This is a genomic window from Vibrio sp. Sgm 5, from assembly GCF_026241575.1.
Lineage (GTDB): Bacteria > Pseudomonadota > Gammaproteobacteria > Enterobacterales > Vibrionaceae > Vibrio > Vibrio jasicida.
On the sequence record NZ_JAPHPY010000001.1, the window covers coordinates 184,576 to 197,990 of the forward strand.

Here is a 13,415-nt window from a genome sequence, read left to right on the forward strand (position 1 = left end):
CTAACCAACGAAGCACATTTTTGCAACAAAGCGTTGTGATAATTCAACATTTTTCAAGTGTAAATAACACTTGTGTATGGATTGCAATATGTAGAGAGTGTCATTCAGCCGACACATAGGAGTTACCATGATTGACGTAGTTGATCTGTCGCGGTTGCAGTTTGCACTGACAGCGATGTATCACTTCCTATTCGTACCATTGACCCTTGGTATGGCCTTCCTTTTGGCCATTATGGAATCAATGTACGTAATGACGAACAAGCAAATCTACAAGGACATGACCAAGTTCTGGGGTAAGCTGTTCGGTATTAACTTTGCACTTGGTGTGGCTACTGGCCTTACCATGGAGTTCCAGTTTGGTACGAACTGGTCTTATTACTCCCACTATGTAGGTGACATCTTCGGTGCACCACTAGCGATCGAAGCACTGGTTGCTTTCTTCCTGGAGTCAACTTTTGTTGGTCTATTCTTCTTCGGGTGGGATCGTCTATCAAAACGTCAACACTTAGCGGTAACCTGGTTGGTTGCTCTGGGTTCTAACTTCTCTGCACTGTGGATTCTTATCGCGAACGGCTGGATGCAAAACCCAGTTGGCGCAGAATTCAACTTCGAAACCATGCGTATGGAAATGGTGAGCTTCGCAGACGTTGTACTAAACCCTGTAGCGCAAGTTAAATTTGTACACACAGTAGCATCTGGTTACACGTGTGGTGCAATGTTCGTTCTTGGCATCAGTTCTTACTACCTATTGAAAGGTCGTGATGTGGCGTTCGCTCGTCGTTCGTTTGCTATCGCAGCTTCTTTCGGTATGGCAGCAATCCTGTCTACAATCGTGCTGGGTGATGAATCTGGTTACGAGCTTGGTGAAGTTCAAAAAGTGAAGCTAGCAGCAGTAGAAGCTGAATGGCACACAGAACCAGCACCAGCGGCGTTCACACTGTTTGGTTTACCGAACCAAGAAACAATGAACACCGATTACGCAATCAAGATCCCTTACGTTATGGGTATCATCGCAACGCGTTCGTTTGATGAGCAAGTAACAGGCCTACACGATCTACGTGAAGAGCACGTTGACCGTATCCGTACTGGTATGTACGCATACGAATTGCTTGAAAAACTGCGTGCAGGCGACAAGTCTGAAGCAAACATGACAGCGTTTGACGAAGTGAAAGGTGACCTAGGTTACGGCCTACTTCTAAAACGTTACACAGACAAGGTTGTTGATGCGACTGAAGACCAAATCCAAGCGGCTGCGGATGATTCAATCCCAACAGTATGGCCGCTATTCTGGTCGTTCCGTATCATGGTTGCGTGTGGCTTCATCATGCTATTCGTATTTGGTGCGTCATTCATCCAAACATGTCGTCAGAAGATCGAACAGAAACCTTGGATTCTTAAAGCTGCATTGTTCAGCATTCCACTACCTTGGATTGCGATCGAAGCGGGTTGGTTCGTTGCTGAATACGGTCGTCAACCGTGGGCTGTAGGTGAAATCCTACCGGTACACGTTGCTGCATCAGCACTAACAGCAGGTGAAATCTGGACTTCACTATTTGCAATCCTAGCGCTATACACTGCATTCCTAATTGCAGAAGTATACCTAATGGTGAAATTCGCTCGTAAAGGTCCAAGCAGCCTGAAAACTGGCCGCTACCACTTCGAGCAAAACGCTGACTCTGTTGAAGACAAAGTTAGTCGCCAAGTAGAAGCGTAAGACAAGGAGACAACAAGATGTTTGATTACGAAATCTTGCGATTCATCTGGTGGGTACTGATCGGTGTTCTACTAGTTGGTTTTGCAATTACTGACGGTTTCGATATGGGTGTGGGCGCGCTTGTACCTATTATCGGTAAAAACGACACGCAACGTCGTGTGATGATTAACTCGATCGCACCTCACTGGGATGGTAACCAAGTATGGCTTATCACTGCTGGTGGTGCATTGTTCGCAGCATGGCCTTTGGTTTACGCGACATCGTTCTCTGGTTTCTACCTAGCGATGATCCTAACCCTAGCGGCACTTTGGCTACGTCCAATTGGTCTTGATTACCGTTCAAAGATTGAAGATAAAAAATGGCGTAACACTTGGGATATCTGTATCTCAATCAGTGGCTTCGTTCCACCAATCATCTTTGGTGTGGCGTTTGGTAACCTTCTGCAAGGTGTTCCATTCCAACTGAACGAATTCCTAATGCCAACGTACCATGGTTCGTTCTTTGGTCTTCTTAACCCATTTGCATTGCTATGTGGTCTAGTAAGCTTGTTCATGATCCTGATGCAAGGTTCAACTTGGCTACAAATGAAGACAACAGGCGAAGTTCATACTCGTGCTCGTAACGTTGCTCAGCTAATGGGTCTATTAACTGTGGTTGCATTCGTAGCAGCTGGCTTCTGGATTCAGAGCATCGAAGGTTACGTTATCGTAGGTGGTATCGATACAGGCGCTGCTTCTAACCCTCTAAACAAAGAGGTTATCCGTGAAGCTGGTGCGTGGATGAACAACTTCGAAGCTTACCCAATGCTATGGGCTGCGCCTGTACTGGGTGTTGCAATGCCGCTTCTAGCTGTATTGGCATCTCGCCTAGAGAAGTGTGGTATCGCGTTCCTAACCTCTAGCCTTGGTAACGCAGGTGTTATCTTTACTGCTGGTATTGCAATGTTCCCATTCGTAATGCCATCAGACCTAATGCCAAGCCAAAGTCTGACAATGTGGGATGCAACTTCATCTGAACTGACTTTGAACCTAATGACAGGCGTTGCGTTTGTTATGGTTCCAATCATCTTGGCTTACACGTCTTGGACTTACTACAAGATGTTTGGTCGCTTGGATGACAAGTTCATCGAAGAAAACAAAAACTCACTTTACTAAGGAGCTATTACTATGTGGTATTTCGCATGGATTCTAGGTGTACTACTTGCTTGTGCATTCGGTATCATCAACGCTCTTTGGTTAGAGCACTCAGAAATGATGGATAAAGACAGTGAGTAATCTCGCTGACAAGGTAGCGAAACTTCACGCACCAATGGACAAGACTCTACTGAGAGTCTTGGCCTTAATCCTCGGCTTTATGCATGTAGGATTGGTGATGTGGGATCCAAACGCATACCATCGAGAAATTGGTGGCTTTAATGCGTTTATCGCACCGGCACTGATTTGGGCAGTCTGCTCAAGCATGGTTTACGGTGTGGGCTTCAAGCCAAGAAATTGGTACTGGCAAGTATTGTTCAGCCCTTATTTCTCACTCGCTATCTTAGTTTATTTAACAGCACTCTATTTCATGTAAGCGTTACACTCTGAAATAAAGTCGGTTATTAAATCATCGAATAAAAAGCCAGACGTCTTGTCTGGCTTTTATTTTTTCTACAAAATTCAAAAATATTCCCTTCGCTCAGTACCAATTACTGCCGCTTCAGTTATAGTAATTGCTTTAAAGAATTGAAAGTACTGGTACTCCCTTGCAAGGCACATCTAATCCCTTCCGCTGGCCGATCACCGTGTATTATGAAGATACCGATGCGGGTGGCGTTGTATATCACTCTAATTATTTAAAATTCTTTGAACGCGCACGCACTGAGATGTTGCGTGCAAAAGGCATTTCTCAACATGTGTTATTGGAACAAAACATTGGCTTTGTTGTCCGACACATGGATATCGATTTCAACCAAGGGGCGAGACTGGACGAGCATTTGACCGTTCTTACCCGAGTGTCAGAAATAAAGCGTGCGTCCCTGCAATTCTGTCAAGAGTTAGTCAATGATGAAGGCAAAACATTGTGCAAGACAATTGTTAAGGTAGCATGTATCGATAATAAGAAAATGAAACCAATAGCTATCCCATCTTTTATCAATTCGGAGCTAACAAATAGTGACTGCTGATATTTCCATTTTAGATCTCTTTCTTCAGGCCAGTCTGTTGGTAAAGCTTGTGATGTTGACCCTACTAGGCATGTCAATTGCGTCATGGGCAATGATCATTAAGCGCAGCAAAGTACTGTCTCAAGCATCAAAAGACGCTGAATCCTTTGAAGACAAATTTTGGTCTGGTACCGATCTTTCACAGCTGTACCAAAAAGTGAAAGCTCGTAAAGACGACATCGGTGGCACAGAAGAAATCTTCTATGCTGGCTTTACCGAATTTGCACGCTTGCGTAAGAGTAACGCAAACTCACCGGCCTACATCATGGAAGGTACAGGGCGTGCAATGCGCGTTTCTGTAGCTCGTGAAGTGGATGAACTAGAAACCAGTTTACCGTTCCTCGCAACGGTCGGTTCTATCAGCCCATACATCGGCCTATTTGGTACGGTATGGGGGATCATGCACGCCTTTATTGCATTGGGTGAAGTGAAACAAGCAACACTATCTATGGTGGCACCCGGTATCGCAGAAGCACTGATCGCAACAGCGATGGGTCTGTTTGCAGCAATCCCTGCGGTAATGGCTTACAACCGTCTAAGCAACAAAGTAAGTAAGCTAGAGCATACATACGCAACTTTCTCTGAAGAATTCCACAGCATCCTGCACCGTCAAGCAATGGCGGGTCGAGACAGCGCGAATAAGGAATAAGGCATGGCGGGTTACCAACCTAAAAAGCGTAAAATGACCGCAGAGATTAACGTTGTACCTTATATCGACGTTATGCTTGTACTGCTGATCATTTTCATGGCGACCGCTCCATTTGTCACTCAAGGTGTGGATGTAGACCTTCCAAAAACCTCTACCGCGGAATCAATGCAAGATCTTGCTGGTGAAACAGACAGTAGCTTCATCATTATTGAAATCGATCGCGATGGTAATTTGGGCCTAAGCGTGAATGATGAAGAGGTTCAACGCGGTCTATCACTACAAGACGTTATTGTTCGTGTGAAAGCAGAGCGGGAAATCAAACCTGATTCTCCGGTTGCAGTAGGGGGTGATGCCGCAACGCCATATGCAGATGTGGTACTTCTGCTTGATGAGCTAAGTCGGGCTGGCATCCCTAAAGTAGGTCTGATGACCGATATCAGGGAATAGACATCGAACATCTATGAAAGACAATAAGAAGAAAACCAAAGAATACACCAAGCCGATAGCAATATCGGTTGGCTTGCATGCGCTTTTGGTCGTAGCGTTACTTTGGGGTACAGATTTCAACATGTCTAAACCCGAGCCGACAGGGCAGATGGTGCAGGCGGTTGTTATTGACCCGAAGCTTGTCCAACAACAAGCCAAAGAAATTCGTCAGCAACGCGAGAAAGCGGCAAAAAAAGAGCAAGATCGTCTTGATAAACTGAGACGTGAAGCTGAGCAGCTGGAAAAGAATCGCAAAGCTGAAGAAGAGCAAATTCGTAAGCTGAAAGAGCAGCAAGCAAAAGATGCAAAAGCCGCTCGCGAAGCGGAGGTCGCTCGTAAGAAGAAAGAGCAAGAACGTAAGGCCGAAGAAGAACGCACTCGTAAAGAGAAAGAGCGGGCAGCAAAGGCCGAACAAGAGCGTAAAGCCAAAGAAGAGGCCGTACGTAAAGCGGAGCAAGAACGTGTAGCGCGCGAGAAAGCGGCGAAAGAAGCCGAAGAGAAAGCGAAACGTGAACGTGAAGCCGCAGCAAAAGCCGAGCAAGAACGCATCGCGAAAGAAAAAGCAGCCAAAGAGGCCGCTGAGCGCGAACGTAAAGCTCGAGAAGCCGCAGAGAAAGCAGAGCGTGAACGCAAAGAGCAAGAAGCGGCTTTGGATGACATTTTTGCTGGTCTAGAAAGTGAATCCGAACTTAACCAAGTAGCGAAGAGTCAACATGTTGATTCGGAAGTTGGTCGTTATGCAGCCATCTATAAACAGCTAATCGAAAGTCGAATCATTAAGGATGATTACCTTGTGGGAAAGTCGTGTAGGCTGAATATTAAGCTTGTGCCAACTGGAACAGATGGCGTAGTAAGTGGCGTTTCAGTCATTAGCGGTGATGCTCGATTATGTGGTGCGGCAAAGAGTGCAGTAAACCAAGTTGGCAATTTCCCTATGCCAAAAGACCGCGCAATTATAGATAAAATTCGTGATATTAACTTAACAGTTGATTATTAATTTAAGGAACTGAGACGTGATTAAACGCCTTTTACTAGGAATGTTTGTACTGCTTGGCAGTCTAACGAATGTGGCTCACGCTGCATTAGAGCTGGTGATTACCGATGGTATTGATTCAGCACGACCAATTGCTGTTGTTCCCTTTAAGTGGGAAGGCAGTGAGCCTCTTCCGACTGATATTTCCGCTGTGATTGCTTCTGATTTGCAACGCAGTGGTAAATTCAGCCCGGTACCGACCAGCAAAATGCCCCAAACGCCAACCAACGAATCAGAAGTAAACTTTGATGCGTGGACCGGATTGGGCGTAGATGCATTATTGACCGGTTCAATTAAGAAAAACGAACAAGGTAACTACGTGGTTAACTACCAGTTAGTTGACGTTGTTCGTGGCCAATTAACGAAGGGTCAGAGCAAAGCTCTCGGTGATGACGGAGAACTGGTTCTTTCCAAAGACCACGTGTTGTTTAACAAGGTAGCGACGGTAGAAGGCCCACGCATGCGTGAGTACGCTCACCGAATTGCGGACCTTGTCTACGAGCAATTGACTGGCGAACGCGGCGCATTTATGACTCGTATCGCTTATGTTGTTGTAAACGACAAAGATCGCTTCCCTTACCAGCTGCGTGTTGCTGATTACGATGGTTACAACGAACGTTTAGTACTTCAATCTAAACAGCCACTGATGTCTCCAGCATGGTCTCCTGATGGCCAGAAATTGGCTTACGTGAGTTTCCAGAACGGCCAAGCTGAGATCTTCATTATGAACATCTACACCGGCGAGCGAGAGAAGATTACGTCATACCCTCGTCACAATGGTGCGCCAAGATTTTCGCCTGACGGCAGTCAGTTAGCTTTGGTTCTTTCAAAGACAGGTTCACTTCAGGTTTACACGTTGGATCTGAAAACTCGTAAGCTGACACAAATTACGCGTGGCAGATCAAATAATACAGAACCGTACTGGCACCCTGATGGCAAATCACTGATTTTCACATCTGACAGGGGTGGTAAACCTCAGATTTATCAAGTAGATTTGGGCAGCGGTTCTACTAACCGTTTGACTTGGCAAGGCAGCCAAAACTTAGGCGGTCAAATCACTCCTGATGGTCGATTCCTTGTCATGGTGAATCGCAGTGATTCGGGCTTCAACTTGGCTAAGCAAGATTTGGAAACAGGTGCTCTTCAGGTACTAACAAAAACATTGCTTGATGAGTCTCCGAGCATTGCCCCAAATGGTGGCATGGTTATCTATAGCTCAATCTACAACAAGAAAAACGTACTATCGATGGTGTCAATTGATGGTCGATTTAAAGCTAGATTACCGGCAACAAATGGGCGTGTCAGAGCTCCCGCATGGTCACCGTTTTTGTAGTAATAAAATTGATTAATAAAGGAAAATAAGATGCAACTGAACAAGGTTCTAAAAGGACTGCTAATCGCGATTCCTGTGATGGCAATGACGGCTTGTAGCTCAAGTGATGACGCGGCTTCAAATACGGGTGCAGAAACCAACACTAGCGGTTCTGAAACAACAGTAGTAACGCCAATCGATCCAAACGGTCAATTGACAGAGCAAGAGCTAAAAGAGCAAGCACTACGCGAAACTCAAACTATTTACTTCGCATTTGATAACTCAACAATTGCAGGTGACTACGAAGAGATGCTAGCAGCTCACGCAGCTTACCTAAGCAAGAACCCTGCTCTTAAAGTGACAATCGAAGGTCACGCTGATGAACGTGGTACGCCAGAGTACAACATCGCACTAGGCGAGCGTCGTGCTGAAGCAGTATCAAACTACCTACAAGCGCTAGGTGTTCAAGCTGACCAAATCGCAATCGTTAGTTACGGTGAAGAGAAGCCACTTCTTCTAGGTCAATCAGAAGATGTTTACGCTAAAAACCGTCGTGCGGTTCTAGTATACTAATTCGAGGTAAACCTCATGTTCAGTAACACTAAGCGCGCTGTTACGCTTACGTTACTGGCAAGTGCAGCGAACTTCGCGTTCGCTGCACCAGCTCCAGTATCAGATCTCAACAGCACATCATCAGTATCAACTCGATCTTCTTCAGAATCAGATGTCGAGCGTTTAGAGCGCTTGCTGCAAAACCGCAACCGTGTTCAGCTCCAAATGCAAGAGCAAATTGACCAAATGTCACAAGAGATCAGTGATCTACGTGGTCAGTTAGAACGCAATAGCTACGAAATGCAGCAAATGTTAAAGCGTCAACGTGAGTTGTTTGTCGAGCTAGATCGTGTGCGTGGTGAAATGAAAGCTGCGCCAGTAAAAGAAACCAAGCCTGCAGAAACAGGTGGTAAATACACGTCCAACGCTGATGAGCAAACTGCTTATCAAGATGCCGTGGATTTGATCCTTAAGAAACGAGACTACACAGGCGCTATCGCGGCTTTCCAGCAGTTCCAAAAGGATTACCCGAACTCGACTTACTCAGCAAACTCCCACTACTGGCTAGGCCAGTTGTATTTTGCTAAGAAGCAAGACAAAGAAGCAACGAAGAGTTTTGCCGCTGTGGTTTCTTACAAAGATTCTAACAAGCGTGCAGACGCATTGGTTAAGCTAGGCGATATTGCTGAGCGTAACAATAATGCTGCACAAGCGAAGAAATACTATCAGCAAGTTGTCGATGAATATGCCGGCAGTGCGTCAGCGAAAATCGCGAGCGCTAAGCTGAAGTAATAAAACTCATACATTGAGACTAATAAAGGGAGCTTCGGCTCCTTTTTTCTTGTTTGCTCGTTTTACTTCACTGGTTTTTCTTTGCAACAACCCAATTCTATTTTGTCGATAGAATAGTTATTTGCGTCAAAGATATACGGCTAGACTGCTAGAAATTCCCGCTCTGGGTTGGTTTTTGAAAATTAACGAGGTTACAATACTCGGATTAAAGGAAGTTGCGTAGAGCAAGAGCAATGAGCCACATATTAGATAAAATCGAGACAGTTTACCCATTCCCTCCAAAACCAATCCCATTAAGCCAAGAAGAAAAAGCCGATTACATCGAGCGAATCAAAAAGCTGCTTAAAGAGAAAGATGCCGTGCTTATCGCACACTACTACACCGATCCTGAGATCCAAGCATTAGCGGAAGAAACGGGTGGTTTTGTTGGTGATTCGTTAGAGATGGCGAAATTTGGTAACCGTCACCCAGCAAGCACATTGATCATTGGTGGTGTTCGCTTTATGGGCGAATCTGCAAAGATCTTAACACCAGAAAAACGCATTCTAATGCCAACACTAGAAGCGGAATGTTCACTTGACCTTGGCTGCCCAGCGGACAAGTTTAGCGAGTTTTGCGACGCTCACCCTGACCATACGGTCGTGGTATACGCAAACACTTCTGCGGCGGTTAAAGCACGCGCTGATTGGGTTGTAACGTCTAGTATTGCACTGGAAATCGTTGAACACCTAGACGCAGAAGATAAGCCAATCATTTGGGGCCCAGACCGTCACCTAGGTTCTTACATCGCAAACAAGACTGGCGCAGACATGCTGTTGTGGCAAGGTGAGTGCGTAGTTCATGACGAGTTCTCTGCGGACGCACTGCGTAAGATGAAGAACGTATACTCGGATGCGGCAATCCTAGTGCACCCAGAATCACCAGCTAGCGTGGTTGAGCTGGCTGATGCGGTTGGTTCTACGAGTCAGCTTATCAAAGCGGCGAAAGAGCTACCTCATCAGAAAATGATTGTTGCAACTGATAAAGGCATCTTCTTTAAAATGCAACAACTGGTGCCAGAGAAAGAACTGATTGAAGCACCCACTGCTGGTGCAGGTGCGACTTGTCGCAGTTGTGCACACTGTCCTTGGATGGCAATGAACGGTCTTAAAGCGATTGAAAAAGCATTGAATGAAGGTGGTGAAGAGCACGAAATCTTCGTTGATGAAGCGTTGCGTGTGAAATCACTCATCCCATTGAACCGCATGCTAGACTTTGCTGAACAACTGAATATGCAAGTGAAAGGGAACGCATAGTCGTTCTGTCTGCCCAGACACCAGTTTGTTAAGACAAATCTCAAAAACCAGCCGAATTTGGCTGGTTTTTTTGTTTCTTACAATCAATGAGTTAGTATTTACTTATAGTAATCAGAAAGGAATCGGAAACTTATGGCTGTATGGCTAGTACTGAAAAAGTGGCTGAGCACCCATCTTTTCAAATTAAGCAACCGAAACCTTCTCGTCATTAGCGGTAGCTACATTGGTATTTCTTGGCTGTTGCTGGCTCTCGCGGGGGAGCATGCACTTACCGACAGTTTCTCCAACTTCATTTATTACCTAATGGTGACTGCGTCGACGGTTGGTTACGGTGATCATTCACCAACGACGGATGCAGGGAAATGGGTCGTGGTTCTGTTTATCATTCCTGGTGGCTTGAGCTTGTTTGCGGCCATTTTGGGGCGTGTGGCAGGCGGTGCAATCGATTATTGGCGAGCGGGTATATTAGGTAAACGGAGAGTAAGAGTGGAAAACCATATCGTATTGTTGGGGTGGAATGGCGCAAGGACCATGCACCTTATTCGTATGTTGCAGCATGAAGAAGCGGGTAAGCGTCCCATTGTGTTATGTAGCCGTTCTGATATAGAGAATCCGCTACCGGGTGAGATTGGTTTCATCAAGGTGAACAGTTACACCGATGCACAAGAGATGAAAAACGCCAACATCACCAGCGCCAACTGTATCATTGTTGATAATCTCACCGATGATATTACCCTCTCGGCCGCCTTGTATTGTGCCTCTGTGAATCCTGATGCACACTTGCTTGCCTACTTTAAAGATGATGCTTTAGGTAGATTGTTGAGCCAGCATTGCCCTAAAGCGGAGTGCATACCTGCCGTAGGTGCTGAGATGCTGGCGAAAGCAGCCGTGGACCCCGGTTCAAGTGCTCTACACCAAGAGTTATTAGCTTCTACTCGAGGTATGACGCAATACTCGGTGATTTACCCTGAAGATCAGGCGACAACCAGTGTCGAAAAGGTGTTCAGCTTCATTAAAAAGCATCATCAGGCCACATTGATCGCCTTCGATCTTGGCAATGGCATTGAGCTAAACCCCGAGCTCGAAGCAGAAGTGCCACCAAATACCAAGCTGTTCTACATTGCAGATGAGCGCATTGATAATTTTGCATGGAACGACATGAATAAGGACAAATAATGCACATGATTGCTGACCTGTTGGCAGGTTTTCCCAATTTTCTTCTCTACTTTTCCGTCTCGATTGTCTTCGTGCTGGCGTTTAAATTCGTCTACGTAAAACTGACGCCATACGATGAATGGCACCTAATCAAAGAAGAAAAAAACACCGCAGCAGCAGTCGCACTGAGTGGTGCTTTTCTTGGTTACTGCTTAGCGATTGCTGGAGCGGCAACGAACTCAGTCAATATTGTTGATTTTATGGTGTGGGGCGTTGTTGCCATGTTGGCTCAAATCATTGCTTTTGGCATTGTGCGATTCATTCTATTGCCTAAAGTCTCTGAGCGTATCGAGAACGACGAAGTGCCCGCTGGTATTGTACTCGCGGGAGTCTCTATCTCTGTCGGCGTACTTAACGCAGCTTGCATGACTTACTAGGAGGGGCGATGAAACGCAGTTCCAACGTAAAACGATCTTCGATGGATAAAAGCTTCAAAGTTGGGCGAATCATCCCGTTTGTCGCTTTTGGTGGCATCTTCTTTCTGGCGACTCAAGAGTCAGAAACAGAAGGCTATATCTATGTTGATGCGGATGAATGCAAATCAGACGCGCCAGAATTCAGCGAACAATGTGAAATAGCGTACCAAGAAGCGATGGCGAGAGCAGAAGAAAACGCTCCGCGCTATAACAACGAGTTTGAGTGTGAAGACGATTTCTATGAAGACGATTGTTATTACAGCTCACGTCACCGCTCGTATGTCCCGTTTGTTGGTGGCTACTTCTTTAGCCGCGCAGTGAGTGGCTTGAGTGGTTACAACAAGAGTTACTACTCAGAGCCGATGTATCGCTACAAGTCGAAGTATTACAACGGTGCAGGGCAGTTCTATGGTTCTTACCGTAACCAATCAACTAAAGTCGCAACCAGCAACTTAAATAAACGAGGTGGTGGCACGATAGGGCGCGCCATGTCGCGAGGTGGCTTTGGTAAAGCAGTCTCTGTTGGTCGAGGCGGTTAACAGCATTTATGTTTCGAAGAGAAATACAAGAAAGAGAAAACTGGCGTGATTTAGCACGCCAGTTTGGTTTTGGGTTTCACTCTATGTACGACCAACCTTATTGGGATGAGAGTGCGTACTATCAATTCACATTAGAGCAAATCGAACGAGATCTCGAAGCGCCAACGGAGGAGCTTCATCAAATGTGCCTTGAAGTTGTGGATGAGGTGATTCGAAGTGAGCAATTACTGACCCAATGCGCGATTCCGGAATCCATGTGGTCTCAGGTTGCCTCTTCTTGGCGAAGTAGAGAGCCGTCGCTTTATTCCCGGTTGGATTTTGCTTACAACGGTTCATCACCCGCAAAGCTATTGGAAAACAACGCCGATACCCCCACATCCTTATTTGAAACGGGTTTTTGGCAGTGGGTGTGGTTAGAAGATGTCGTGAACAAAGGGCGTATCCATCAAAGAGCCGATCAATTCAACATCTTGCAAGATTTCTTGATTGAACGTTTTGCGGAAATCGCCAAATTGCAGCCAGGGCAAACGCTTCATTTCAGTTGTTGTAAATACGCAGAAGAAGACAAAGGCACGGTCCAATATTTAGAAGACTGCGCTCGAGAAGCAGGACTGTCGACCGCGTTCGTCTACGTCGAAGATATTGGCGTAACGGAAGAAGGGTGTTTCGTCGATGCCGATGGCCGAGCGATTCGATGGATGTTTAAACTCTATCCATGGGAATTTATGTTTGAAGAGGAATACAGCCAATACTTGGCAACGGCGAGCGTGAACTGGTTAGAGCCGATGTGGAAATCTGTTCTGTCTAACAAAGCACTGCTTCCTTTGTTGTGGCAACGCTTTCCAAACCATCCTAATTTACTGCCGGCGTATTTTGCTAATGATCCAAAAGCGGACCGTTTGAAAGACTACGTCATCAAACCACTGTTTTCTCGCGAAGGCGCGAATATAGAGATTGTGAAGAATGGACAGCGTTTAGTGAAAACTCCAGGTCCCTATGAGTCGGCTCATAACATTGTTCAGCAGTACTACCCGTTACCCAAGTTTGGTTCTAGTCATACTTTAATTGGCAGTTGGTTAGTAAACGATAAAGCCGCGGGTATCTCTATTCGTGAAGACAGCAGTTTAGTTACCCAAGATATGGCGCGTTATATTCCCCATGTCATTCTAGATTGATCAAAAAAGCTCTCCGACTTGGAGAGCTTTTTCATTT

16 protein-coding genes are annotated in these 13,415 nt (G+C 45.8%); all 16 read left to right on the top strand.

The annotated features are described in order from the left end of the window. Positions 1-127 precede the first annotated feature (127 nt). The 16 genes from cydA (at position 128) to OQJ86_RS00845 (ending at position 13,378) form a co-directional block, all read left to right on the top strand. The gene (cydA, locus tag OQJ86_RS00770; protein WP_038866802.1) at positions 128-1,714 is read left to right on the top strand and encodes a cytochrome ubiquinol oxidase subunit I; all 1,587 of its coding nucleotides are present in this window, start codon (positions 128-130) and stop codon (positions 1,712-1,714) included. A gap of 17 nt (positions 1,715-1,731) precedes the next feature. Then, complete coding sequence (gene cydB / locus OQJ86_RS00775) at positions 1,732-2,868, top strand: cytochrome d ubiquinol oxidase subunit II (RefSeq protein ID WP_038866805.1); 1,137 nt, start codon at positions 1,732-1,734, stop codon at positions 2,866-2,868. Positions 2,869-2,880: 12 nt separating this feature from the next. Then, positions 2,881-2,988 carry a cytochrome bd-I oxidase subunit CydX gene (gene cydX, locus OQJ86_RS00780; protein ID WP_000270284.1) on the top strand — a complete coding sequence of 36 codons (108 nt, stop codon included), beginning with the start codon at positions 2,881-2,883 and terminating at the stop codon, positions 2,986-2,988. Further along, positions 2,981-3,283, top strand: coding sequence for a cyd operon protein YbgE (gene ybgE / locus OQJ86_RS00785; protein WP_039975247.1), 303 nt, complete (start codon positions 2,981-2,983; stop codon positions 3,281-3,283). Before cydX ends, ybgE begins: the two co-directional genes overlap by 8 nt. Positions 3,284-3,455: 172 nt before the next feature. Then, positions 3,456-3,875 (top strand): tol-pal system-associated acyl-CoA thioesterase, encoded by a 420-nt coding sequence (gene ybgC, locus OQJ86_RS00790; RefSeq protein WP_010447291.1) that lies wholly within the window; start codon positions 3,456-3,458, stop codon positions 3,873-3,875. Beyond that, on the top strand, positions 3,865-4,563 hold the full coding sequence (gene tolQ, locus OQJ86_RS00795; RefSeq protein WP_038866810.1) for a protein TolQ: 699 nt from the start codon (positions 3,865-3,867) through the stop codon (positions 4,561-4,563). Before ybgC ends, tolQ begins: the two co-directional genes overlap by 11 nt. Positions 4,564-4,566: 3 nt before the next feature. Next, entirely contained in the window at positions 4,567-5,010 is a 444-nt protein-coding gene (tolR, locus tag OQJ86_RS00800; protein WP_038866811.1) for a protein TolR, read from the top strand. A 13-nt stretch (positions 5,011-5,023) separates the two neighbouring features. Then, positions 5,024-6,046, top strand: coding sequence for a cell envelope integrity protein TolA (gene tolA, locus OQJ86_RS00805; RefSeq protein ID WP_265985187.1), 1,023 nt, complete (start codon positions 5,024-5,026; stop codon positions 6,044-6,046). Positions 6,047-6,062: 16 nt separating this feature from the next. Further along, complete coding sequence (gene tolB / locus OQJ86_RS00810; protein WP_080869721.1) at positions 6,063-7,415, top strand: Tol-Pal system beta propeller repeat protein TolB; 1,353 nt, start codon at positions 6,063-6,065, stop codon at positions 7,413-7,415. 30 nt (positions 7,416-7,445) lie between these two features. Beyond that, the gene (gene pal / locus OQJ86_RS00815; protein WP_038866814.1) at positions 7,446-7,967 is read left to right on the top strand and encodes a peptidoglycan-associated lipoprotein Pal; all 522 of its coding nucleotides are present in this window, start codon (positions 7,446-7,448) and stop codon (positions 7,965-7,967) included. A 15-nt stretch (positions 7,968-7,982) separates the two neighbouring features. Then, a complete protein-coding gene (ybgF, locus tag OQJ86_RS00820) occupies positions 7,983-8,738 on the top strand; it encodes a tol-pal system protein YbgF (protein WP_038866815.1) in 756 nt (251 codons plus the stop codon). Positions 8,739-8,971: 233 nt separating this feature from the next. After that, positions 8,972-10,033, top strand: a complete 1,062-nt coding sequence (nadA, locus tag OQJ86_RS00825; protein ID WP_038875982.1) for a quinolinate synthase NadA — start codon at positions 8,972-8,974, stop codon at positions 10,031-10,033. A gap of 132 nt (positions 10,034-10,165) precedes the next feature. Beyond that, entirely contained in the window at positions 10,166-11,209 is a 1,044-nt protein-coding gene (locus tag OQJ86_RS00830) for a potassium channel protein (protein WP_038866818.1), read from the top strand. Next, complete coding sequence (locus tag OQJ86_RS00835; RefSeq protein WP_038866820.1) at positions 11,209-11,625, top strand: DUF350 domain-containing protein; 417 nt, start codon at positions 11,209-11,211, stop codon at positions 11,623-11,625. The genes OQJ86_RS00830 and OQJ86_RS00835 overlap by 1 nt, the downstream gene beginning before the upstream one ends. Positions 11,626-11,633: 8 nt before the next feature. Continuing rightward, positions 11,634-12,203, top strand: a complete 570-nt coding sequence (locus OQJ86_RS00840) for a DUF1190 domain-containing protein (protein ID WP_038866823.1) — start codon at positions 11,634-11,636, stop codon at positions 12,201-12,203. 8 nt (positions 12,204-12,211) lie between these two features. Then, positions 12,212-13,378, top strand: a complete 1,167-nt coding sequence (locus OQJ86_RS00845) for a glutathionylspermidine synthase family protein (protein WP_248873823.1) — start codon at positions 12,212-12,214, stop codon at positions 13,376-13,378. Positions 13,379-13,415: the final 37 nt, after the last annotated feature.